Raw genomic sequence first — 22,597 nt, 5'->3', positions numbered from 1 at the left:
CTACAGTCACTGACATGGCGACTCTTCCGAACCCTCTGCCGAGGCTCGCTTCCCTCGGCCTGCACCTTCCGCCCGGTGGCCTGGTCGACGCGACCGACGACGGGCACTGGCAGGAGCCGCTGCTGTGGCTGGCGGACGGCCCGGCGGCTCCCGGCGACTGGGCCGCGCTCCGGCGGACGGCACCGGCCGTCGGCCTGCTCCCGGTCGTCCTCGATGTCGGCGCCGGTCATGGCGGGCCGGAGCTGTGGGAGTTGCTGCCCGGCGAGATGTCGTACCCCGGGGATCACGACGCCGAGGAGGTGCTTGAGGAGTTCTGGGACGAGTGCGCGGAGGAGGACGCGGACTGGCCCGGCCTGGCCGTCACCGAGGTCGCCGACGCCGCCCCGGACCCCGAATCCGTGGCCTCCGACATCGTGGACTCACTCCTCGACGGCCGCGGCGGCCCCCTCAAGGACCCCCGCCTCGCCCTCGTCCCGGCCCGCCGCAGCGCCGACATCCCCACGGCGATCGGCTGGATGGGTCCGGCGAACCACGAGAGCGACACCGGCCGTCTGTCCGCAGTGCTCCGCTCCTGGGAGGACCGGTTCGGCATACGGACCGTCGCCCTCGGCTTCGACACCCTGCTGGTGTCCGTGGCCGCCCCGCCCACCACCCTCGCGGAGGCGGAGGAACTGGCCGCCGAGCACTTCGCGTTCTGCCCGGACAACATCTGGCAGGGCAGCGACAGCACTCTCCGCGCCTACGCCGAACACCAGCTCCTCAACCAGCCGGCGTGGCACTTCTGGTGGGACTGACCGGCTGTCGGGCCCCGGTCACCCGCAAGGTGCCGGACATGACGTCACCCTAGGACCGCAGCCCCTTGCCCAGCCGCCTCAGCCCCTCCCCGATCTCCTCCGGCGTCTGCGTCACGAAGCACAGCCGCAGCGTCGACCGGTCGGGCACACCGGCGTAGAAGGGTGCGCCGGGCACGTAGGCGACGTCGTGCCGCACCACCTCGGGCAGCAGGGCGGTCGTGTCGTACGACTCCGGCAGGCGGGCCCAGAGGAACATGCCGCCCTCGGGGCGGTTCCACGTCGAGCCCTCCGGCAGCGCCTCGGCCAGCCCCGCCAGCATGGCGTCGCGGCGCTCGCGGTAGACGTCCCTGACACGGGCGACATGGGTGTCGAGGCCGGTCAGGTAGCGGGCGGCGGCGAGCTGGTTCACGGTCGGGGTGTGCAGGTCGGCGGCCTGCTTGGCGACCGCGCAGGCCCGCCGCAGAGCAGCGGGTGCGCGTAGCCAGCCCAGCCGCAGCCCCGGTGCCATCACCTTGGAGAAGGAGCCGAGCAGCACCGTACGGTCCTCCGCTCCCGGGTATCTCGCGATCCACGGCACGCGCTCGCCCTCGTACCGGAGTTCGCCGTACGGGTCGTCCTCGACGATCCACACCCCGCTCCGGGCGGCGACCTCGGCGACGGCCGCCCTGCGCTCGGCGGGCAGGGTTCTGCCGGTCGGGTTCTGGAAGGTGGGGACCGTGTAGAAGAGCTTCGGCCGCTCGCGCGCCACCAGTTCCTCCAGGGCCCGCGGATCCACCCCGTCCGCGTCGCCCGGCACCGCGACGACCCGCGCTCCGGCGAGCCCGAACGCCTGAAGTGCCGCCAGGTAACAGGGATCTTCGACGAGGACCGTGTCACCGGGCTCCAGCAGCGCGGTGGCCAGCAGCGACAGGCCCTGCTGGGAGCCGGTGCTGATGAGCAGGTCGTCGGCGCCGGTCGGGAGCCCGCGCGCCGACAAGCGCGCGGCGAGCCCGGTACGCAGGCTCGGCTCGCCCTCGGTCGTGGAGTACTGGAGGGCCTGCGCCGGCGTCTCGGCGAGCACGTCCCGGAAGGCGGCCGCGATGCCGTCCCGGTCGAACAGCTCCGGCGCCGGCAGTCCGCCCGCGAAGTTGATGACCTCGGGGCGCGCGGTGACGGCGAGTATGTCCCGCACGGGCGAGCCGCCGACCGACGTGGTCCGCGCCGCGAGCGGCGGCACGGCGGCTGGGGCGGGACGGGGCGCGGGCTCTATGACGGTCATGACACGGCTCCTTCGGCTGGGCGGCGAGGGTGACGGCTCGTGCCGGGCAGCCTAGAGAACTACGTGCCGCCTACATGCAGCTTTTCGGCATACGGACGCGGCCCCTCCGGCCGATGCCTGGGCACACGGCGACACCGAGGTCGACAGGCCGACCAAGGGCGGGACTTGATGACTCGCACGCTCACGAACACTTGCCGCCGCCGCACTTGACCGACCCCCCGCGTCCCGTGCCGAGCCGTCGGGACATGACATCCCCGCAGGTCAGAGGCGATCGTGTCGTGCGGGCGTCCCGAATTCCGCCCCGACGGTGGCGGCCGGGACGGATGATCACGCAGGCTGAGGACCGACCCCAACCCCCACGGATCGAGAGGGCCGCACCATGTCCGCGTCCGCACACCCCACTCGCACCCGCGCCGGGCTGCTAGCCGCCACACTGGTGACGATCGTCGCGCTCACGCTCACCGCGTGCGAGGACGGCGAGGGCCTGCGCGACGAGGGCCCGTCGACCCCGACCAGCCCGACCGCCACGGCACCCGCGGCACCCACGTCGCCCCCGGCGTCCGACCGCCCCTGACCAGGACGCCGTACGCCCGACACCGCGTCAGCGGCCTGCGTCAGCCGCGCCCCAGCTTCTGCGCGGCCTCCGTGGCCCAGTAGGTGAGGATGTTGCGCGCACCCGCCCGCTTGATGCCGGTCAGCGTCTCGAAGATCGCCCGGTCCCGGTCGATCCAGCCCTTCTCGGCGGCGGCCTCGACCATCGAGTACTCGCCGGAGATCTGGTAGGCGGCGACCGGCACGTCCACCGCGTCAGCGACCCGCGCCAGGATGTCGAGGTAGGGCCCGGCCGGCTTGACCATCACCATGTCGGCCCCTTCCTCCAGGTCGAGGGCCAGCTCGCGCAGGGACTCCCGCGCGTTCGCCGGATCCTGCTGATACGTCTTCCGGTCCCCCTGCAACGACGAGGCGACGGCCTCGCGGAAGGGCCCGTAGAAGGCGGAGGCGTACTTGGCGGTGTAGGCGAGGATCGCGACATCCTCCCGACCGATCTGATCAAGGGCGTCCCGAACGACCCCGATCTGCCCGTCCATCATCCCGCTGGGCCCGACGACATGCGCGCCCGCGTCGGCCTGCACCTGCGCCATCTCGGCGTACCGCTCAAGGGTCGCGTCGTTGTCGACGCGCCCTTCCGAGTCCAGCACCCCGCAGTGCCCGTGATCGATGGTCTCGTCGAGGCACAGGTCGGACATGACGAGCAGGTCGTCCCCCACCTCGGCCCGCACGTCCCGGATGGCGACCTGAAGAATCCCGTCGGGATCGGTACCGGGCGTCCCGAGGGCGTCCTTCTTCTCCTCCTCGGGCACCCCGAACAGCATGATCCCGGAGACACCGGCCTGGACCGCTTCCAGCGCGGCCTTCTTCAGACTGTCCCGGGTGTGCTGGACGACCCCCGGCATGGCGGCGATCGGCACCGGCTCGCTGACGCCCTCGCGCACGAAGGCCGGGAGGATGAAGTCGGCGGGGTGCAGCCGGGTCTCGGCGACCATGCGCCGCATGGTGGGGCTGGTCCGCAGACGCCGCGGCCGCGTACCGGGGAAGGATCCGTACGTCGTCATGCCACCTACGCTACGCCCGCCCCGGCAGCGCCTTTGCCGACGTGCCGTCGGGACGGCCGGGGAGCCGAACGAGGCCCGGCATGCGGCCCCGACCCCCACGGGTCCATCCTGAAAAGGGACCCAAAAGCGAAGGACCCCGACGGCCCCGCCCCAGCCCCATCCCCACCGCCTCGCCGCCGCCGTCCCTCCGTACGTACGCGCGCACCACGGAGGACGCGATGACCGCCATCCACCACAACACCCCCGATCTCTTCGCCCTCTCCGAGATCCACGGCCCGGTCCTGCGCCCCGGCGACGACGGCTACGCCGACGAGGTGACCGGCTTCAACCTGGCCGCGCTGCACACCCCCGACGTAGCCGTGGGCGCGACGGGCGCGGACGACGTCGTGACGGCGCTGCGCTGGGCGTCGGCGACCGGCACCCCGGTCGCGGTCCAGTCGACGGGCCACGGCGCGAACTTCCCGATCGACCACGGCCTGCTGATCAGCACGGCCCGCATGACGGACGTACGCGTAGACCCCGACCGGCGCCTGGCAACGGTCGCGGCGGGCGCGAAGTGGCGCCACGTCCTGGAGGCGACCGCGCCGCACGGCCTCGCCGCCCTCTGCGGCACCTCCACCGACGCGGGCGCGGTCGGCTACACACTCGGCGGCGGGCTCCCGGTCATGGGCCGGGCCTACGGCTACGCGACCGACCTGGTCCGCTCCTTCCAGGTCGCCACACCCGACGGCACGCTCCACGAGAGCGACCCCGACCACGAACCGGAGCTGTTCTGGGCGCTGCGCGGCGGCAAGGGCAACGTGGGCGTGGTGACCTCCATGGTCTGCGAGCTGCTGCCCCTCCCCACGGTCCTCGGCGGCGGCGTGTACTGCCCCGGCGAACACACCGAGGCCCTGCTCCGCACGTGGGCCGACTGGACCGGCACCCTCCCGGACGACATGTGCAGCGCGTTCACCCTGCTGCGCCTGCCCCCGATCCCGGAGATCCCCGAACCGCTGCGGGGCGGCTTCTGGGCCCGCGTCGCGATCGCCTGGCCCGGAGACCCGGCCGAGGGCGAACGCCTGCTGGCCCCGATCCGCGCGGCGGCGCCGGTGGCGGTCGACACGGTGGAGGTGATGCCGTACGCGGCCCTGGACCGCATCCACATGGAGCCGCAGGACCCGCTCCCCGCCCGCGAGTCATGCGCCCTGCTGCGCGACCTCACCCCCGAGGCCATCGACACGTTCCTGTCCCAGGTCGGCCCGGAGGTCCCCGACTGCCCCCTCCTCATGGTGGAGTTCCGCCACCTGGGCGGCGCCCTCTCCCGCCCCGCCCGCCGCGAGGACGCGATCTGCTCCCGGGACGCGAACTACCTCCTGGAAACGGTGGGCGTCCTGGCCGCCCCACCCGCAGCCGAGGCCATAGAACAGGCCACCCGGGCCCTGCACACCGCGATGTCCCCGTACGGCACGGGCCACACCATGGTCAACATCCACGGCACCCCGGGCAACGAATCCGACCGAGCCCGAGCCTGGACCCCAGAGGTCTACACCCGCCTACGCCAGGACAAATCCACCTACGACCCACAAAACCTACTCCGCTTCGGCCACACCATCAGCCCGTCCGGCGTTTGAGGACGAGGCCGAAGGCCGAAGCGGGGGGCCAGAGGGCGGCAGCCCCCTGGCGGGGTCGAAAGGGCAGCGCCCCTTCAAGGGATGGGACGGGTAGGGACGGCGGGGGCGAAAAACTCACCCCGCCCCCACCTACGTCGTGGACCGCCGCCGCCGAGCCCCCGGCCGCCGCTCACTCGGCCGAGTAACCGGATCCCCGGCCTCCACCGCAGCGGCCCGCCGCCGCATCCCGAACTCAGCCAACGCCTCAGCCAACTTGTGCACAGACGGCTCCGGAGCCATCACATCCACCCGAAGCCCATGCTCCTCAGCAGTCTTGGCCGTAGCAGGCCCGATACAGGCGATCACCGTCACGTTGTGCGGCTTCCCGGCGATCCCCACCAGATTCCGCACAGTGGACGACGACGTGAAGAGAACGGCGTCGAAGCCACCCCCCTTGATCGCCTCCCGAGTCTCGGCCGGCGGCGGCGAAGCCCGCACGGTTCGATAGGCCGTGACGTCGTCGACCTCCCAGCCCAGCTCGATGAGCCCGGCCACAAGCGTCTCGGTGGCAATGTCCGCCCGAGGCAGGAACACCCGGTCGATCGGATCGAAAACGGGGTCGTACGGCGGCCAGTCCTCGAGCAGCCCCGCAGCCGACTGCTCCCCACTGGGCACCAGATCCGGCTTCACACCGAAGGCGATCAACGCCTTCGCGGTCTGCTCCCCCACCGCGGCGACCTTGATCCCGGCAAAGGCACGGGCATCAAGCCCGTACTCCTCGAACTTCTCCCGCACGGCCTTGACCGCGTTGACCGACGTAAACGCGATCCACTCGTACCGCCCGGTCACCAGCCCCTTGACCGCCCGCTCCATCTGCTGAGGCGTCCGCGGCGGCTCGACGGCGATCGTCGGCACCTCGTGCGGCACGGCCCCGTACGACCGCAGTTGGTCGGAGAGCGAAGCAGCCTGCTCCTTCGTCCGCGGCACGAGCACCCGCCACCCGAAGAGCGGCTTGGACTCGAACCACGACAACTGATCACGCTGAGCAGCGGCGGAACGCTCACCGACCACGGCTATCACCGGCCGCCCGCCCTCGGGCGAGGGCAGCACCTTGGCCTGCTTCAGCGTCTGCGCGATGGTCCCGAGCGTCGCGGTCCAGGTCCGCTGCCGCGTCGTCGTACCGGCGACCGTGACCGTCATCGGCGTATCGGGCTTACGCCCCGCCGACACCAGCTCGCCCGCGGCCGCGCCCACGGAGTCCAGCGTCGTCGACACGACCACCGTCCCGTCCGACGCCCCGACCTCGGTCCAGCACCGGTCCGAAGCCGTCCGCGCGTCCACGAACCGCACGTCCGCGCCCTGCGCGTCCCGCAACGGCACACCGGCGTACGCCGGCACGCCGACGGCCGCGGCCACACCGGGCACGACCTCGAACGGCACACCCGCGGCGGCGCACGCCAGCATCTCCTCGGCGGCGTACGCGTCGAGCCCGGGATCCCCGGACACCGCACGTACGACCCGCCTGCCGCCTCGCGCGGCCTCCATGACAAGATGTGCGGCATCCCGCACCGCGGGTAGCGCAGCGGTCGTTGACGCGCCGTCAACAACCGCTAGCTGGGGCGTGCCTGTGCCCGGAACGGCGTCCGAATCGGGACCCGTGTCCGTATGCACCTCGGCGACACCGGCTCTGGCGTGGTGGCGTACGACGTCGAGCACTTCGTGCTCGGCGACGAGTACGTCCGCGTTCGCCAGCGCCTCCACGGCGCGCAGAGTCAGCAGCCCCGGATCCCCGGGTCCGGCACCGAGGAAGGTGACGTGCCCGTGTTCAAGGCCGGCGGGAAGGGTGGTGGGGCTCACTGTGCTCGCTCCCCCATCAGACCGGCCGCGCCCTGCGCAAGCATCTCGGTAGCGAGTTCGCGACCGAGCGCCAGCGCTTGGTCGTGCGTCTCGGGCACGGGACCGGTGGTGGACAGCTGCACCATCCGCGTGCCGTCGGTCGTGCCGACGACGCCGCGCAGGCGCATTTCCTTGACAATCTGCCCGTCGGCCAGCAGGTCGGCCAGCGCGCCCACAGGGGCGGAGCAGCCGGCCTCCAGGGCGGCGAGCAGTGATCGCTCGGCGGTCACGGCGACCCGGGTGAACGGGTCGTCGAGCTCGCCGAGCGCGGCGACGAGGTCCGCGTTGTCCGCGGTGCACTCGATCGCCAGGGCCCCCTGGCCGGGGGCGGGCAAAACCGTGTCGACCGACAGGAAGTCGGTCACCTCGTCGATGCGGCCGATGCGCTGCAGCCCAGCCGCAGCGAGCACCACCGCATCCAGCTCACCATCACGCACGAACCGGATCCGCGTATCCACGTTCCCGCGGATCGCGACCGTCTCGAAATCCAGCCCATGCCCGCGGGCGTACGCGTTCAGCTGGGCCATCCGGCGCGGCGAACCCGTACCGATGCGCGCCCCGCGCGGCAGGTCGGTGAGCTTCAGGGCGTCCCGCGCGACGATCACATCGCGCGGGTCCTCCCGCTCGGGAACGGCCGCGAGGGTCAGCTCCTCGGGCTGCGCGGTCGGCAGGTCCTTGAGGGAGTGCACCGCGAAGTCGACCTCGCCCTTGAGGAGCGCGTCGCGCAGGGCGGTGACGAACACACCCGTGCCGCCGATCTGCGCGAGGGCCTCGCGCGAGACATCGCCGTACGTGGTGATCTCGACGAGTTCGACGGGCCGTCCGGTCACCTGGCTCACCGCGTCGGCGACCTGCCCGGACTGGGCCATGGCGAGCCTGCTGCGCCTGGTGCCGAGCCGTAGTGGCTGCTGAGTCATCGTGGGCCTCGGTTCTTCTCGGTGCTGTCCTCGGCCCGGGAGACGGAGGCCACCGTCTCCTGATCGAGGTCGAACAGGGTCCTCAGGGCATCCGCGTACCCCGCGCCGCCCGGCTCCGCCGCGAGCTGCTTGACCCGGACGGTCGGCGCGTGCAGCAGCTTGTCGACGACACGCCGCACGGTCTGTGTGATCTCGCTGCGGTGCTTGTCGTCGAGGCCCGGCAGCCGGCCCTCGAGACGGGCGATCTCGCTGGCCACGACATCGGCGGCCATCGTGCGCAGGGCGACGACGGTGGGCGTGATGTGCGCGGCCCGCTGCGCCGCCCCGAAGGCCGCGACCTCGTCGGAGACGATACGGCGGACCTGGTCGACGTCGGCGGCCATCGGGCCCGCGGACGGAGTTCGCTGATCAGACGCAGTGGCGGAAGCTTCCGCCAGCGACTCGATGTCGACCAGCCGCACCCCGGCCAGCCGGTGCACGGCCGCGTCGATGTCGCGCGGCATGGCGAGGTCGAGCAGCCAGAGCACCGGTGCGGGGCGGGGCACCTCGACGACCGGCTCGGGCTTGCGGCGCTCGGGGATACGGCCGACGGTGGCCACGGTCGCGGCGAGCGCGGTGATCAGCTCGGCGTCTGCCTCGGGGCTGCGCCGGGCGGCCTCACGCCGGTCGACGGCACTGCCCGCGGCCCAGCTCGCGTGCTGCTCCAGGGTGGCCGCGTCCATACCGGCGACGGCGGCCTCCCCGAGCACGGAGAAACCTCCCTGCACGGCGGCCATGTCCAGCGGACAGCCCTCGTCGGTGCCGACACTGGTGGGCGGCAGCGGAGTCTGCCGCACGTCACCGCCATCGGCGTTCGCCCTGGCGGCGGGCGCCTTGGCAGCCGTACGACCGTGACCCTCGGCTGCTCCGGCCTCCTCGAAGGCGACCGGCTGACCGGTACGGCCTTCCACCGCCCCGGCGACCTCTTCGGCCGTGAGGACGATCCCGGTCGCGCCGGTGCAGGAGACCACGACATCGGCACGTGTCAGCTCGGCCGGCGCCGAATCCATCGGTACCGCGCGGGCCTTCACGTCCGTGCCGTCGGGCAGGCCCTGTCCGTATTGCTCCACGAGCAGGGCGGCGAGACGCTCGGCGCGGTCGTGGGTGCGGTTGGCGACCACGATCTCGGCGACCCCGACCCGCGCGAGCGTGGCCGCGGCCAGGGAGGACATCGAGCCGGCGCCGATGACCAGGGCCTTCTTGCCGCGGGCCCAGTCCTCGACGGTCGTACCGGCGGAGGCGGACAGCTGCTCCAGACCGAAGGTGACCAGGGACTGCCCGGCGCGGTCGATGCCGGTCTCGGAGTGCGCGCGCTTGCCTACGCGCAGGGCCTGCTGGAACAGGTCGTTCAGCAGCCGCCCGGCGCTGTGCAGCTCCTGCGCCTTGGCGAGGGAGTCCTTGATCTGTCCGAGGATCTGCCCTTCCCCGACGACCATGGAGTCGAGCCCACAGGCCACGGAGAACAGATGGTGGACGGCCCGGTCCTCGTAGTGCACGTACAGGTAGGGCGTGAGCTCGTCGAGCCCCACTCCGCTGTGCTGGGCGAGCAGCGTGGACAGCTCGGCGACACCGGCGTGGAACTTGTCCACGTCGGCGTACAGCTCGATGCGGTTGCAGGTGGCGAGCACCGCGGCCTCAGCGGCCGGTTCCGCGGCGACGGTGTCCTGCAACAGCTTGATCTGGGCATCGGCGCTCAGTGCCGCCCGCTCCAGAATGCTGACCGGGGCGCTGCGGTGACTCAGCCCCACGACGAGGAGACTCATGCCGGCATCACGGCGGGTACGTCCCCGTCAGGCCCCTGGTCGGCGGATGCGTCGGACTCCTCGCGGGTGACGGCGGCCGGTCCGGTGCCGTCGGAGTGAGCGGCTTCCTCCCCGGCCTTGCGCTGCTCGTGGAAGGCGAGGATCTGCAGCTCGATGGAGAGGTCGACCTTGCGCACGTCGACGCCGTCCGGAACGGTCAGGACGGTCGGCGCGAAGTTCAGGATGGAGGTGACCCCGGCGGCCACGAGCCGGTCACAGACCGCCTGGGCGGCACCGGCGGGGGTGGCGATGACACCGATCGACACGCCGTTGTCCTGGATGATCTTCTCCAGGTCGTCGGAGTGCTGCACGGGAATCCCGGCGACGGGCTTGCCGGCCATCGCGGGGTCGGCGTCGATGAGCGCGGCGACCCGGAACCCACGGGAGGCGAACCCGCCGTAGTTGGCGAGCGCGGCACCGAGGTTACCGATACCGACGATCACAACCGGCCAGTCCTGGGTGAGCCCCAGCTCACGGGAGATCTGGTAGACGAGATACTCGACGTCGTAGCCGACACCCCTCGTGCCGTACGACCCGAGGTACGAGAAGTCCTTGCGCAGCTTGGCGGAGTTGACCCCCGCCGCGGCCGCGAGCTCCTCGGAGGAGACCGTGGGTACCGAGCGCTCCGACAGTGCGGTCAGGGCTCGGAGGTACAGCGGAAGCCGGGCGACGGTGGCCTCGGGAATCCCTCGGCTACGGGTCGCCGGTCGGTGAGTTCGGCCAGTTGCCACGGTGCTCCTGCGGGTAGAGCGGGACTGCCGGCGGTCAGTCGTCCCCAGACCGCCCCGTCGAATGCAGGCTATGTCTTTGTGAACGCGTGCACAAAGATGGTGTCCGATTTGCCCGCCCAACGTGACCGGGCTCACGCACGCCCGGCGCACTGGTCTGGAACCGGCGCATACGCACCACCGTTCCTCATCTCTTGGGGGCAAAACCGCACACTCTCCTCAACGATCCCCGCCCCCGAGACCAAGTCGCCGTCGATCCTAAGCCGTTTTCGACTCAGTTGGACTACTCGGTCAGTCACCGGTCACCGCTCGGTGAGTGCTTTGCGGAGGCGATCTTCGTTCACGCGCCAGAAGGTGTGCTGGGCGCCGTCGACGAGGACGACGGGGATCTGTTCCCAGTACTGGTCGTGGAGTTGGGGATCCTGGTTGATGTCCTTCACCTCCCACGGAACCCCCAGTTCGGCGCAGACCTTCTCGACCACGCCCTGTGCGGCATCACACAAATGGCAGTCGGGCTTTCCGATGAGGGTGACGAGCCGGTCCTGCGGGGACCTGGCTGCGGCGCGACGAAAAAGGGGACTCATGCCAGCCATTCTCCCGCGCCGCCACGCGGAAGCCCGGCCGCTGTTCCACCACGCCGTTTAACTGCGCGGTCGCGGAGAGTTCACAACCTTCAAACCTCTCGACTCCGGAAGCACCGAACAAACTGGCTATGCTCACGGTCATGGCCGCTCTTGGATGGCTCACTCCCCGTAGGCGTTCCGCCACGGCGCGGAGCGTGTTGGCTGGCGAGGCTTCGGCGGAGGCAGCGCGCAAATCGTCGCAGGAAGCGACGGAGGTCTCCGAGACCGCCGAACCGGAGTTCCCGGTGCTCGGCGACGAGAAGGCCGCCGCGTTCTTCGACCTGGACAACACCGTGATGCAAGGTGCCGCCCTCTTCCACTTCGGGCGGGGCCTGTACAAACGGAAGTTCTTCGAGACCCGCGACCTCGCCAAGTTCGCCTGGCAGCAGGCATGGTTCCGGCTGGCCGGCGTCGAGGACCCCGAGCACATGCAGGAGGCCCGCGACTCGGCCCTCTCCATCGTGAAGGGCCACCGCGTCGCCGAGCTCCAGTCGATCGGCGAGGAGATCTACGACGAGTACATGGCCGAGCGCATCTGGCCCGGCACCCGGGCCCTGGCCCAGGCCCACCTGGACGCGGGCCAGAAGGTATGGCTGGTCACAGCCGCCCCGGTGGAGATCGCCACGGTGATCGCCCGCCGCCTCGGCCTGACCGGCGCGCTGGGCACGGTGGCGGAATCCGTGGACGGCGTCTACACCGGCAAGCTGGTCGGCGAGCCCCTGCACGGCCCCGCGAAGGCGGAAGCGGTCCGCGCCCTGGCCGCCGCGGAGGGCCTGGACCTCTCCCGGTGCGCCGCGTACAGCGACTCGCACAACGACATCCCGATGCTCTCCCTCGTCGGCCACCCCTACGCCATCAACCCCGACACCAAGCTCCGCAAGCACGCCCGCAAGCTGGACTGGCGCCTACGCGACTACCGCACGGGCCGAAAGGCAGCCAAGGTCGGCATCCCGGCGGCCGCGGGCGTAGGCGCGGTGGCCGGGGGAACGGCAGCGGCGATCGCACTACACCGACGCCGTCGATAGACCTGCGGCCGACTTCACCTCACTTGACGGTCACTCTCCGGAACGGTCCAGGCATTTCACCCTGTCCGGCGTTTGACGACGAGGCCCTTCGGGCCGAAGCGGGGTCCAGGGGGCGGCAGCCCCCTGCCCGGGTCGAAGGGGCGGAGCCCCTTCAGGGACGGGACGGGTAGGGGCGGCGGGGGCGAGAAAAGCCCACATGGGCGCCGAGTTGACCACGCCCGGCCGCACAAGCCAATCCGCACCCCATACCCCCGCAACGCCCTGTCCAGTCCCCTTGGCTGCACACGACCACAACACGCCCCGGAGACAGCCGGAACACGGACGAATTCGATCAACAAGCGATCACTCTGCGGCACTTGATCGGCCGCCAAACGGTTACAGAAGAGACGCAATCGATGATTTGAGCAACTGGGCGTAGCAGTGCCTGCACGAAGCGTTATTCTCCTCAGACGCAAACCGGTACCCCTCCGTCGCTACGACGGGTGAACGGTCCCGCACTGCACGTGATGGAAGCTCTGCCTCTGGGAGTCCCGTGTACCCACACGTCGGGGTTGACGCCTCGGGCCTGGCTACGCTGCGCGCAACGGTCAAAGACCTGTTGCGCGGCTTCGTCCCCACCGCGTACGCCGTCCCCGCCCTCGCCGTAACCACCGCGCCCGTAGGCCCGTGCTACGCGCTCGCCGACGGCAGCGCCGCCGTCGGCAGACGGGGACGCTCGGCCGGTGCGGCAACCGCCCGTCGACCTGCCGCGGACAGCGACAGCGCTCGAATGATGGATCTCGTGGAACGCGCACAGGCCGGCGAGGCCGACGCGTTCGGAAGGCTCTACGACCAGTACAGCGACACCGTGTACCGCTACATCTATTACCGGGTCGGAGGAAAGGCCACCGCCGAGGACCTCACAAGCGAGACCTTTCTGCGGGCGCTCCGGCGCATCGGCACCTTCACCTGGCAGGGCCGCGACTTCGGCGCCTGGCTCGTCACCATCGCCCGCAACCTCGTAGCCGACCACTTCAAGTCCAGCCGCTTCCGGCTGGAGGTGACCACCGGCGAGATGCTCGACGCCAACGAGGTCGAGCGCTCCCCCGAGGACTCCGTCCTCGAATCCCTCTCCAACGCCGCCCTCCTCGACGCCGTACGGCGACTCAACCCACAACAGCAGGAGTGCGTCACCCTCCGTTTCCTCCAGGGCCTCTCCGTCGCCGAGACCGCCCGCGTCATGGGCAAGAACGAGGGCGCCATCAAGACCCTCCAGTACCGCGCCGTCCGCACCCTCGCCCGGCTGCTCCCGGACGACGCCCGCTGAGCGCACACCCCCTACCGAACCGACACACTCCGCAACCATCAACTCACCCTCGGTGAAAGTCCGTTGACTTCGCGGTCCGTTCATCCTCCGTCCGTAACCCAAGTGCCAAGCCGCTCGTTGTGCGGGATGCAGGCTCCCTGTGGTCGCTCCCTGGCCGACTTCGATCACTCGATCGTGTGGATTCGGTCAGGGCGTGCAACCCTCAGGACCCCCTGGGGAGTCGACCGTCATGACGAGAGGAGGTGCCGCCAGTGATCGCGAACGTATCGGCGCACCGGCGGGCGAACGCCTTCGCCCAGGCCCTGGAGGAGCTGACCGACCGGGACTCGGCGGCCGAGCAGGCCGAGCACGCCGAGCAGCCCGATGGATCGGCACCGGCACCCGCTGCCGCGGAACACAGCGAGCAGGGGCGCCTGTTGGCCCTCACCACGAGTCTCGGCGAGCTGCCCAAGCCCGTACTCGACCCCGAGGTCAAGGTCGTCCAGCGCGCCCAGCTCGTGGCCGCGATGGAGGCCATGCTCCAGGAGGGCACCGCGGGAGGCGAGGCGGGACCCGTCCTGCCCGAGCAGCGTTCGGAGCGGGCACGGGGCGCGCATCGGGCCTCACCGCTGGGGAAGTTGCGACCGCGTTCACGGCTGGCCAAGGGCCTCACCGCGGGCGGGCTCAGCGTCGGTGTCGCCGCGGGAGCCTTCGGCGGAGTCGCCGCCGCGAGTTCGGACGCCCTACCCGGTGACTCTCTCTACGGCCTGAAGCGCGGCATAGAGGACTTCAAGCTCAACGTCCTTGCCGACGGCGAGGACGAGCGCGGGCGAACGTATCTCGACCAGGCGTCCACCCGGCTCAGCGAGGCCAGGCGGCTGATGGAGCGCGGTCGCGGCGGACAACTCGACCACGAGTCGCTCAGCGAGATCCGCCGCGCCCTGTCCGGCATGCGGCACGACGCCTCGGCGGGGCACCGCCTGCTCCGCGAGGCGTACCAGCGCGACCCGAACTCCCTGGGCCCCATCCAGGCCCTCTCCGCCTTCTCCCGCTCGCACCGCGCGGCGTGGGGCAACCTCCGACAGCGACTCCCCCTCCAGCTCGGGGACGTCAGCGACCAGGTGTCGTCGGTGTTCGACGCCATAGACGACGAGGTCGCCCCGCTGGAGTCACTCCTGCCCCCGACCCCGTCGAAGGGCGGCGACGGCAAGGGACGCGGCGGTTCCGGGTCGGCGTCCACCGGTACGTCCGGCTCCGACCGGTCGGCCCGCCCCAGCGCCGGCGGCAGCGGCTCCTCCGACGGCAACAGGTCCAGCAGCCCCAGCAAGGCGGCCGAGGGCTCCGCGGGCGAGAGCGAAGGTCTGCTCGGCGGAAACACCGGCGGCCTCCTGGACCCGCCGAAGGACACCGGCAACACCGGCGCCTCACCGTCCACGTCGACACCGAGCACCGAGCCCGCCGTCACCCTCCCACCGCTCCTCCCGGGCCTCCTGCCCGGCCTGGGCATCGAGGGCGAGGACGCGAACTAGCGGCCACGGAACCAGCCGTATGGCGATGGGGGCGCCCCTCTCAGGAGGGGCGCCCCCATCGCCGTACCGCTAGAAGGTCGCGCCATCAGAAGGTCGCACCGTCAGAAAAAGACCGACCGCCGCTGCACCAACAACTTGTACAGCGTGTGCTGGATCTGCTCCCTCACCTGATCGGTCAGGTTGAACATCAGCATCGGGTCCTCGGCCGCCTCCGGCGGATAACCGTCCGTGGGAATCGGCTCGCCGAACTGGATCGTCCACTTGGTGGGGAGAGGGATCGCGCCCAGCGGGCCCAGCCACGGGAACGTCGGCGTCAGCGGGAAATACGGGAAGCCCAGGAGGCGGGCCAGGGTCTTCGCGTTGCCGATCATCGGGTAGATCTCCTCGGCCCCGACGATCGAGCACGGGATGATCGGGGTGCCCTGGCGCAGGGCGGTGGAGACGAAGCCGCCGCGGCCGAAGCGCTGGAGCTTGTAGCGCTCGCTGAAGGGCTTGCCGATGCCCTTGAAGCCCTCCGGCATCACGCCGACCAACTCGCCCTGGCCCAGCAGCCGCTCGGCGTCCTCGGCGCAGGCCAGGGTGTGGCCGAGCTTGCGGGCGAGTTCGTTGACCACGGGCAGCATGAAGACCAGGTCGGCGGCGAGCAACCGCAGATGGCGCCCCGCCGGGTGGTGGTCGTGCACGGCGACCTGCATCATCAGGCCGTCCAGCGGCAGCGTCCCGGAGTGGTTGGCGACGATCAGCGCGCCGCCCTCGGACGGGATGTTCTCGACGCCCTTCACCTCGACCCGGAAGTAGTTCTCGTACACCGGGCGCAGCAGGGACATCAGGACCTGGTCGGTGAGCTCCTCGTCGTACCCGAAGTCGTCGACCTCGTAGTCCCCGGTGAGGCGGCGGCGCAGGAAGGCCAGGCCGCCCGCGATGCGCCGCTCCAGGCCGCCGTCGTCCTGGGGCTTCTGGGGCGGCTGTTCCTCACGTGTCACAGGAACATCATCCTGCGCGAAGGCCCGTCCGGGGAGAGGCTGGACCTCGCGTACCAGCGCGGATTCACCGCTCTTGCGCCGGCTGCCCGTACTCCGGCGCCGCTGCGGCCGCTGCACGGCGCTCCCACGGGACCGGTCGTCGTCGAACGGAATGACCTTGGCGTCCGCCATCGTTGATGCGCTCCTCAGTTGGCGCTCTGCGTCGGAAGGTGGCCCCCGCCCAGGGCGGGCAGCGCGGCGATCCGGTCGACGGCCCCCGCGAGGGCCTCCGGCGGCAGGAGTCCGGGACCGCGGCTCTTCGCGAAGTCCGCGAACGTCTCCGCCGTCGTGTACTTCGGCTTGAATCCGAGCGTCTCTCGCATCTGGTCCGTCGACACCACCCGGCCGTGCGTGAGCAGCCGGATCTGCTCGGGTGAGAAGTCCGACATGCCCAGCGTACGCACCAGGGAGCCCGCCCAGGTCACCGCCGGAAGCAGCAGCGGCACGGTGGGGCGGCCGAGCCGCCGGGAGCACTGTGAGAGCAGCAGGACGCCGTCGCCGGCGATGTTGAAGGTGCCGCTGTTGAGCGTGCCCCGCTCCGGCTCGTGCGAGCCGATGCGCAGCACGTCGATCACGTCGTCCTCGTGCACGAACTGAAGCCGCGGGTCGTAGCCGAACACGGTCGGCAGGACCGGCAGCGAGAAGTACGAGGCGAGGGGCGTGTCCGCGGTGGGCCCGAGAATGTTGGCGAACCGAAGCACACACACGGCGACGTCCGGCCGCCGCCGCGCGAATCCGCGCACATAGCCCTCGACCTCGACCGCGTCCTTGGCGAAGCCGCCGCTGGGCAGGGACTTGGGCGGGGTCGTCTCGGTGAAGACGGCCGGGTCGCGGGGCGCGGATCCGTACACGTTCGTACTGGACTTGACCACGAGCCGCTTGACGTTGGGGGACTTCTGGCAGGCACCGAGCAGCTGCATGGTCCCGATGACGTTGGTTTCCTTGACCGTGGTCCGGCTGCCGCTGCCGAGCGCGGTTCCGGTCACGTCCATGTGTACGACGGTGTCGGCGCCGCTCTCGGCCAGCACCCGCGCGATGGTGGGCTGCCGGATGTCGGCCTGGATGAAGTCGGCACCGCCCAGATGATGCTCGGGCGGGACTGCGTCCACGGCGACCACCCGGTCCACCTGTGGGTCACGCTGGATCCGTCGTACGAAACGGCCACCCAGTTGACGGGCCACTCCGGTCACGAGCACGACCTTGCCCAAGATCAGCGCCTTCCTTCCAGCACTCGTACCCTGCCGAGTTCCCCGTGTGCGGCCAACTTAGCGGTTCGGTGTTGCGCTGTGATGACCGCCCAATGCATGAAGTGACGAGAATTCCATGCGTACGACCAGACGGCGCAGACATCGCTCCAGGCATACGCACGAGGTTCGACCCTTCGCACACAACCCCACACGCCTCTCGCACATGACCTCGATACACGTGTGGCCCCCCACCGGATCTCGGATCTGGTGGGGGGCCACAAAGCACGCCACTTTCGCGGCGCGCCGCGCTTACTTCTTGTTGCGACGCTGAACGCGCGTGCGCTTGAGCAGCTTGCGGTGCTTCTTCTTCGCCATCCGCTTGCGCCGCTTCTTGATAACAGAGCCCACGACTACCCTCGCTCACTTCTCATCACTCGGCGTTGGGCGCCATGGGCCCATACGACCTACGAGGGGCTAGCCTACCCGCCCGAGCGCTGAGGTCGTAATCGAGGGGACAAGGGGGAATCCTGAACAGCCCTGAGGATCCCCCCTCGCCCACTGCCGTCAGGCGGTTTCCACCCCCACGTAGCTCTCGCGGAGATATTCGTGAACCGCTTGCTCGGGGACGCGGAACGACCGCCCCACCCGGATCGCGGGCAGATGACCGCTGTGCACCAGCCGGTACACGGTCATCTTCGACACTCGCATCACCGAGGCGACTTCCGCCACGGTAAGGAACTGAACCTCGTTCAGAGGCCTCTCGCCAGCTGCAGCCATGACACACCTGAACCTTCCGCACTCGACGGCCACCGGCTTCCCCTTCCGGTGACTCTTCGTCGCTGCGTGCTCACTCCCCAGACTAGGGGCGGGTGATGCGAGTGGGGAAGAGGTGCAGCCATCGGCGACCTACTGTGACAGACACGCTCGATTGAGTACGTAGCGGGTAAGCGGCCGGTAGTAATCAGACCGCACAGCGTCATCAAGTGGAACGACGGCGGACACGGTCCCCTCGGCCTCCCCCACAAAGAGCGCGGGGTCATTCGTATCGGCGAGCCCAATGGCCTCAAACCCCAGCTGACCTGCCCCGCAGACCCAACCGTGATCCCCGATCACCAGCTCCGGCAACGGCCCGCCGGCCTCCGCCGCGCCGGCCAGCGCGGTACGAACCGGGAGCGGCGAGTGCGTGTGTGCGCCGGTCTCACGCCGGGGGCTCGGAGCGCCGGCTTCCCGCACCAACGCGACTCCTCGTACGTAGTCAAGGTTGTACGTGCGTAGGCCGAACCGGGTCGTTATGTCGACACAGCGACCATGCGCGGGGGTGAGAACGGCACATCCCGCCGCCGACAACGCGTCCGCCAACGCGGCGTAGAAGCCGAGCAGCCGATGCGGATGCCCGGTACCGAGCAACACGGGCGCCCTGCGCTGGGCGGCCTCACCCACGCGATCGGCAAAGGCACTCAGACCACTCAGAGTCCGTTCCGGATCGATCACATCCAGCCCGGACACACAATCCGGATCGGCCGAAACCCCACACCGATCCGCCATCAACTCGATCAAATCCCGCAGTCCCCAAGGCCACACAGGATCGAGCCCGATGAGCACCCGCGGATCCCGAGCCGCAAAGAGCCGATAACTCCTGAGACTCGCCTCCCGAGAAGTAGCCACACTCCCAGCAAGCCGAGCGGCCAGGAGATGGGCACGAAGGGCTCCGGTACTCACCACGTGAGCGATGGTGACGGACGAGACGGCACAGAAAGGTGGGAACGGGAAAACACCGCACAGTTGGGCTAACGCGGAGGCTGGCCTCACGGGCGGACGCGGGTCGGGGAGGCGCTCACCTGTCGACGCCGGTCCGCGCACCTCCAGCCCGTCCGGCGTTCGAGGACGAGTACAGCCGTGGGGCTTCGCCCGACCAGGCACTCTCGAGGACGAGGCCCCTTCAGGGCCGAAGCGGGGGTCCAGGGGGCGGCAGCCCCCTGGCGGGGTCGAAGGGGCGGAGCCCCTTCAAGGGATGGGACGGGTAAGGGCGGCGGGGGCGAAGAATTGCATTACCTCCACCGCCACCCCACCTACGCCAACAACCCCCGCAACGGAAACACCGCCCGCCGCGTCGCCAACACCGCCTGATCCAACCGATCCGCAGGGTCATACCCCGCATCCCAGCCGACCCACGAAACCGGCCACCGCCCATCAGTCATCCGCGCCGGCCCCAACTGCCGAGTCCGCGCAAAGACTTCCTGCCGCCACCCCTCCGGAATCATCGCCTCAGGCTCAATCGCCCGCCCCGCCACAATCCCCACCAAATGCGTCCACGACCGCGGCACAACCTCCACCACGGCATATCCACCCCCACCCAGCGCCACCCACTTCCCGTCGGCGTACTCGTGCGCCAGGTCATGACAGGCCACCTGCACGGCCCGCTGCGCGTCCAACGAAACAGCAAGATGAGCCAGCGGATCCTCAAAGTGCGTGTCAGCCCCATGCTGAGTCACCAACACCTGCGGCCGAAACTCAGCGATCAACTCCGGCACCACGGAATGGAACGCCCGCAACCACCCCGCATCCCCGGTCCCGGCCGGCAAGGCCACATTCACGGCCGTGCCCTCCGCGGCCTCGCCCCCGGTCTCCTCCGGCCACCCGGTCTGCGGGAACAACGTACGAGGATGCTCGTGCAACGAAATCGTCAGAACCCGCGGATCCTCCCAGAACGCCGCCTGCACCCCGTCCCCGTGATGCACATCCACGTCGATGTAGGCGACCCGCTCGGCCCCCAGCTCCAACAGCCGGGCGATAGCCAGCGAGGCATCATTGTAGATACAGAACCCCGACGCGCCCCCCGGCATCGCATGGTGCAGCCCACCCGCGAAGTTCACCGCATGCAGCGCCTCCCCCCGCCACACAGCCTCCGCCGCCCCCACCGACTGCCCCGCGATCAACGCAGACACCTCGTGCATCCCCACGAAGGCGGGATCATCCAGCGTCCCGATCCCATACGACTGGTCCGCGGCCGCCGGATCCACCGATGCCGCCTTCACGGCCTCGATGTAGTCCTCCCGATGGACCAGCCGCAACGTCGACTCACCGGCCGGCTGCGCCGCGACGACGTCCACGTCCTTGTCCAGCCCGAAGGCATCGACGAGTCTCCTGGTCAGGGCGAGCCGGACCGGGTCCATCGGATGGTCCCGACCGAAGTCATAGCCCGTTACTGCCTCGTCCCACATCAGCTGTGCGCGGCCGCTCATGCCCGTCACCGTATCGGTCCGGTTGAGCGGCGAACGACCGGGCGTACACAAGCGTCACCAGCACCAACACCATCGGCACCAACATCGCCCCGCGGTAGCTCCACGCATCGCCGAGCGCACCCACCAGGGGCGAACCGATCAAAAACCCCACGTAATTGAACACATTGAGCCGCGCGATAGCCGCATCCGAAGCCCCCGGACCGTACTTCTCAGAAGCGAGCCGCCCGGCCGCCGCGAACGTCTGCGGCACCAGCACACACAACCCCAGCCCGAGGAGCGTGAACCCCAACATCCCGACCCACGCCCCCGGCGCCCCCGCCACCACGGCGAACCCGCCGGCCGCCACCAACGCCCCCATCCGCACGACCGCGACAGCCCCGAACTTCCGCACCCCGAAGTCCCCGATGGCGCGGCCCAGCAGCGTGGTCACCATATAGACGTTGTACGGCACGGTCGCCAGCTGCTCCGAACTCCCCAGCACGTCCTGCAGATACTTCGCACTCCAGTTGGAGACGGTCGAGTCCCCGATATACGCGAAGGTCATCACCAGACACAGCGGCAGCAGCACCTTGAAGGAAACGGACGCCCCCGCGGCAGCCTCCTCGGCCACCACATCGGCACCGCCCCCGCCATCGACGTACCACCGACTCCCCACCAGCGCGGCCGGCAGCAACACCACCACAACGGGCAGATACGACACGACCAGCGCCAGATCCCAGTGCGCCCCCACCCAGGCCAGCGAGGCCCCCACGATCCCACCCAGGCTGTACACCGCATGGAAGCTGAGCATGATGCTGCGCCCGTACGACCGCTGCAGCCTCACCCCGAGCATGTTCATCGAGGCATCAAGCACACCCACGGCCAGCCCGAACACGGCAAGCGCGAGCCCGAGCTCCACCATCCGCTCCCCCGCCCCGACCCCGAGCAGCGCCAGGAGCACGACGGGCTGGGACCACCGCAACAACCGGCTCGGCGGTATCCGCTTCACCAGCCGCTCGGTCGTCACACTCCCGACGCCGGCCAGGATCGGCACGGCGGCAAGAAAGACGGGCAGCAACCCGTCGGAGACCCCGTACCGATCCTGAATGGCCGGAATCCGGGTCACAAGCAGGGCAAAGGCGACCCCCTGAGCGAAGAAGCTGAACGCCAACGAGGCCCTACCGCGCCGCAGCACATGCGTCATGGCGGCGAGCGTAAGGCCCCGGGATACTGGTGGGTAGATCCAGCCAAAGATGAATTTCCCTCAAGTTCAGCGGGCGCCACGGTCGGAAGCAGACAGAAGCAGGTCGACCAACTCCCCCATACCGGCGAAGAGTCGAGTGGCCCCGGCCAACCTCCCGGCAGGCGTCATCGCGGTGAACCCGTACACGTCCATCCCCGCCGCCAGGGCCGCCTGCACCCCCAGCGGGCTGTCCTCGACGACGACACACCGCTCCGGTACGACCCCCATCCGCTCAGCCGCGTACAGAAACAGGTCCGGCGCCGGCTTCCCCCGCCCCACGTCCTCCGAACTGAAGATCCGCCCCTCATCGAAGAACCGCTCAAGCCCCGTCGACCGATGCCCCACCCGAATCCGCTCATGACTCCCGGACGACGCCACGCAGTACGGCACCCGATCCCCGGCAAGCTTCTCGAGCACGTCGACGACGCCGACCACCGCCTTCAACTCCCGCTCGAACGCGGCGAACACGCGCCCATGAAAGACATCGTCAAAGCCCTCGGGAAGCCGCTGCCCCGTCCGCTCCAGCACCAGCTCATGAACCCGATGCATCGCCGAGCCCATGTAGTCCCGTATGGAGTCCTCATACGACGTCGGGTGCCCCAGCTCGGTGAGATACGCGGCGAGAAGCCGGTTGGAAATGGACTCACTGTCGACGAGCACGCCGTCGTTGTCGAAGATGACGAGTTCATAGCGCATGCCTACGAGCCTAATGGCCCAGAAATGCAGAAAGCCCCCGGACCGGTATCCCCGGCCGGGGGCTCTCTCAAAATTTGTTCGGCGGCGTCCTACTCTCCCACAGGGTCCCCCCTGCAGTACCATCGGC

Annotated in this window: 21 protein-coding genes; 6 read left to right on the top strand and 15 right to left on the bottom strand. The window is 70.0% G+C overall.

The features are described 5' to 3' along the window. The first annotated feature begins 14 nt into the window (after window positions 1–14). Window positions 15–794 (top strand): DUF4253 domain-containing protein, encoded by a 780-nt coding sequence (locus ADK36_RS40700; RefSeq protein ID WP_048586481.1) that lies wholly within the window; start codon window positions 15–17, stop codon window positions 792–794. A gap of 49 nt (window positions 795–843) precedes the next feature. Here the strand turns inward: ADK36_RS40700 and ADK36_RS40695 are convergent, their stop codons facing one another. Beyond that, a complete protein-coding gene (locus ADK36_RS40695) occupies window positions 844–2,052 on the bottom strand; it encodes a PLP-dependent aminotransferase family protein (protein ID WP_048586482.1) in 1,209 nt (402 codons plus the stop codon). Window positions 2,053–2,431: 379 nt separating this feature from the next. Here ADK36_RS40695 and ADK36_RS40690 point away from each other — a divergent pair, with 379 nt between their 5' ends. Beyond that, window positions 2,432–2,626 carry a hypothetical protein gene (locus tag ADK36_RS40690; RefSeq protein WP_048586483.1) on the top strand — a complete coding sequence of 65 codons (195 nt, stop codon included), beginning with the start codon at window positions 2,432–2,434 and terminating at the stop codon, window positions 2,624–2,626. 40 nt (window positions 2,627–2,666) lie between these two features. Here the strand turns inward: ADK36_RS40690 and hemB are convergent, their stop codons facing one another. Next, complete coding sequence (gene hemB, locus ADK36_RS40685) at window positions 2,667–3,665, bottom strand: porphobilinogen synthase (protein ID WP_048586484.1); 999 nt, start codon at window positions 3,663–3,665, stop codon at window positions 2,667–2,669. A gap of 218 nt (window positions 3,666–3,883) precedes the next feature. Between hemB and ADK36_RS40680 the strand changes: the two genes are divergently transcribed. Then, window positions 3,884–5,278, top strand: a complete 1,395-nt coding sequence (locus ADK36_RS40680) for an FAD-binding oxidoreductase (protein ID WP_048586485.1) — start codon at window positions 3,884–3,886, stop codon at window positions 5,276–5,278. 129 nt (window positions 5,279–5,407) lie between these two features. Here the strand turns inward: ADK36_RS40680 and ADK36_RS40675 are convergent, their stop codons facing one another. The 5 genes from ADK36_RS40675 to ADK36_RS40655 all read right to left on the bottom strand — a co-directional run bounded on the left by ADK36_RS40675 (window position 5,408) and on the right by ADK36_RS40655 (window position 11,232). Then, the gene (locus ADK36_RS40675) at window positions 5,408–7,114 is read right to left on the bottom strand and encodes a uroporphyrinogen-III synthase (RefSeq protein WP_048586486.1); all 1,707 of its coding nucleotides are present in this window, start codon (window positions 7,112–7,114) and stop codon (window positions 5,408–5,410) included. Next, window positions 7,111–8,070, bottom strand: coding sequence for a hydroxymethylbilane synthase (hemC, locus tag ADK36_RS40670; protein WP_048586487.1), 960 nt, complete (start codon window positions 8,068–8,070; stop codon window positions 7,111–7,113). The genes ADK36_RS40675 and hemC overlap by 4 nt, the downstream gene beginning before the upstream one ends. Then, window positions 8,067–9,872: a glutamyl-tRNA reductase gene (locus ADK36_RS40665; RefSeq protein ID WP_053201206.1), complete on the bottom strand. Its 1,806-nt coding sequence runs from the start codon at window positions 9,870–9,872 to the stop codon at window positions 8,067–8,069. Before ADK36_RS40665 ends, hemC begins: the two co-directional genes overlap by 4 nt. Further along, window positions 9,869–10,642, bottom strand: a complete 774-nt coding sequence (locus ADK36_RS40660; RefSeq protein WP_030051883.1) for a redox-sensing transcriptional repressor Rex — start codon at window positions 10,640–10,642, stop codon at window positions 9,869–9,871. Before ADK36_RS40660 ends, ADK36_RS40665 begins: the two co-directional genes overlap by 4 nt. A 299-nt stretch (window positions 10,643–10,941) precedes the next feature. Further along, window positions 10,942–11,232, bottom strand: a complete 291-nt coding sequence (locus tag ADK36_RS40655) for a glutaredoxin family protein (protein ID WP_078916691.1) — start codon at window positions 11,230–11,232, stop codon at window positions 10,942–10,944. A 131-nt stretch (window positions 11,233–11,363) separates the two neighbouring features. Between ADK36_RS40655 and ADK36_RS40650 the strand changes: the two genes are divergently transcribed. The 3 genes from ADK36_RS40650 (at window position 11,364) to ADK36_RS40640 (ending at window position 15,101) form a co-directional block, all read left to right on the top strand. Continuing rightward, window positions 11,364–12,287, top strand: coding sequence for an HAD family hydrolase (locus tag ADK36_RS40650; protein ID WP_078916696.1), 924 nt, complete (start codon window positions 11,364–11,366; stop codon window positions 12,285–12,287). Between the two features lie 532 nt (window positions 12,288–12,819). Then, window positions 12,820–13,593, top strand: coding sequence for an ECF subfamily RNA polymerase sigma factor, BldN family (locus ADK36_RS40645; protein WP_078916693.1), 774 nt, complete (start codon window positions 12,820–12,822; stop codon window positions 13,591–13,593). Window positions 13,594–13,844: 251 nt separating this feature from the next. Then, on the top strand, window positions 13,845–15,101 hold the full coding sequence (locus ADK36_RS40640) for a DUF5667 domain-containing protein (protein WP_053201204.1): 1,257 nt from the start codon (window positions 13,845–13,847) through the stop codon (window positions 15,099–15,101). Between the two features lie 101 nt (window positions 15,102–15,202). Here the strand turns inward: ADK36_RS40640 and ADK36_RS40635 are convergent, their stop codons facing one another. The 8 genes from ADK36_RS40635 to ADK36_RS40605 form a co-directional block, all read right to left on the bottom strand. Next, window positions 15,203–16,255, bottom strand: coding sequence for a lysophospholipid acyltransferase family protein (locus ADK36_RS40635; RefSeq protein WP_048586492.1), 1,053 nt, complete (start codon window positions 16,253–16,255; stop codon window positions 15,203–15,205). Window positions 16,256–16,269: 14 nt separating this feature from the next. Beyond that, entirely contained in the window at window positions 16,270–17,331 is a 1,062-nt protein-coding gene (locus tag ADK36_RS40630) for an NAD-dependent epimerase/dehydratase family protein (protein WP_048586493.1), read from the bottom strand. Window positions 17,332–17,619: 288 nt separating this feature from the next. After that, window positions 17,620–17,718: a 30S ribosomal protein bS22 gene (locus ADK36_RS47310; protein ID WP_003948845.1), complete on the bottom strand. Its 99-nt coding sequence runs from the start codon at window positions 17,716–17,718 to the stop codon at window positions 17,620–17,622. A gap of 156 nt (window positions 17,719–17,874) precedes the next feature. Further along, window positions 17,875–18,087 (bottom strand): helix-turn-helix domain-containing protein, encoded by a 213-nt coding sequence (locus tag ADK36_RS40625; RefSeq protein WP_004984898.1) that lies wholly within the window; start codon window positions 18,085–18,087, stop codon window positions 17,875–17,877. 129 nt (window positions 18,088–18,216) lie between these two features. Beyond that, window positions 18,217–19,032 (bottom strand): phosphatase, encoded by an 816-nt coding sequence (locus ADK36_RS40620; protein WP_048586494.1) that lies wholly within the window; start codon window positions 19,030–19,032, stop codon window positions 18,217–18,219. Between the two features lie 347 nt (window positions 19,033–19,379). Next, the gene (locus ADK36_RS40615; protein ID WP_048586501.1) at window positions 19,380–20,552 is read right to left on the bottom strand and encodes an acetoin utilization protein AcuC; all 1,173 of its coding nucleotides are present in this window, start codon (window positions 20,550–20,552) and stop codon (window positions 19,380–19,382) included. Beyond that, window positions 20,503–21,735, bottom strand: coding sequence for an MFS transporter (locus tag ADK36_RS40610; protein WP_078916694.1), 1,233 nt, complete (start codon window positions 21,733–21,735; stop codon window positions 20,503–20,505). The genes ADK36_RS40615 and ADK36_RS40610 overlap by 50 nt, the downstream gene beginning before the upstream one ends. A gap of 66 nt (window positions 21,736–21,801) precedes the next feature. Continuing rightward, window positions 21,802–22,470, bottom strand: coding sequence for an HAD family hydrolase (locus tag ADK36_RS40605; protein WP_053201203.1), 669 nt, complete (start codon window positions 22,468–22,470; stop codon window positions 21,802–21,804). Between the last annotated feature and the right edge of the window lie 127 nt (window positions 22,471–22,597).

Origin of the sequence: Streptomyces viridochromogenes (assembly GCF_001270495.1) — a bacterium.
Taxonomy (GTDB): Bacteria; Actinomycetota; Actinomycetes; order Streptomycetales; family Streptomycetaceae; genus Streptomyces; species Streptomyces viridochromogenes_A.
Note: the sequence above shows the minus strand (reverse complement) of the source record. Positions and strands in the feature narration are given on the sequence as shown.

Excerpts from the sequence above, each read along its gene's own strand:
- ADK36_RS40625 (WP_004984898.1), bottom strand. The coding sequence starts at position 18,087 with ATGGCTGCAGCTGGCGAGAGGCCTCTGAACGAGGTTCAGTTCCTTACC.
- ADK36_RS40655 (WP_078916691.1), bottom strand. The coding sequence starts at position 11,232 with ATGGCTGGCATGAGTCCCCTTTTTCGTCGCGCCGCAGCCAGGTCCCCG.
- ADK36_RS40700 (WP_048586481.1), top strand. The coding sequence starts at position 15 with ATGGCGACTCTTCCGAACCCTCTGCCGAGGCTCGCTTCCCTCGGCCTG.
- ADK36_RS40650 (WP_078916696.1), top strand. The coding sequence starts at position 11,364 with ATGGCCGCTCTTGGATGGCTCACTCCCCGTAGGCGTTCCGCCACGGCG.
- ADK36_RS40680 (WP_048586485.1), top strand. The coding sequence starts at position 3,884 with ATGACCGCCATCCACCACAACACCCCCGATCTCTTCGCCCTCTCCGAG.
- ADK36_RS40690 (WP_048586483.1), top strand. The coding sequence starts at position 2,432 with ATGTCCGCGTCCGCACACCCCACTCGCACCCGCGCCGGGCTGCTAGCC.
- ADK36_RS40635 (WP_048586492.1), bottom strand. The coding sequence starts at position 16,255 with ATGGCGGACGCCAAGGTCATTCCGTTCGACGACGACCGGTCCCGTGGG.
- hemB (WP_048586484.1), bottom strand. The coding sequence starts at position 3,665 with ATGACGACGTACGGATCCTTCCCCGGTACGCGGCCGCGGCGTCTGCGG.
- ADK36_RS40665 (WP_053201206.1), bottom strand. The coding sequence starts at position 9,872 with ATGAGTCTCCTCGTCGTGGGGCTGAGTCACCGCAGCGCCCCGGTCAGC.
- ADK36_RS40695 (WP_048586482.1), bottom strand. The coding sequence starts at position 2,052 with ATGACCGTCATAGAGCCCGCGCCCCGTCCCGCCCCAGCCGCCGTGCCG.
- ADK36_RS40605 (WP_053201203.1), bottom strand. The coding sequence starts at position 22,470 with ATGCGCTATGAACTCGTCATCTTCGACAACGACGGCGTGCTCGTCGAC.
- ADK36_RS40610 (WP_078916694.1), bottom strand. The coding sequence starts at position 21,735 with ATGACGCATGTGCTGCGGCGCGGTAGGGCCTCGTTGGCGTTCAGCTTC.
- hemC (WP_048586487.1), bottom strand. The coding sequence starts at position 8,070 with ATGACTCAGCAGCCACTACGGCTCGGCACCAGGCGCAGCAGGCTCGCC.
- ADK36_RS40615 (WP_048586501.1), bottom strand. The coding sequence starts at position 20,552 with ATGAGCGGCCGCGCACAGCTGATGTGGGACGAGGCAGTAACGGGCTAT.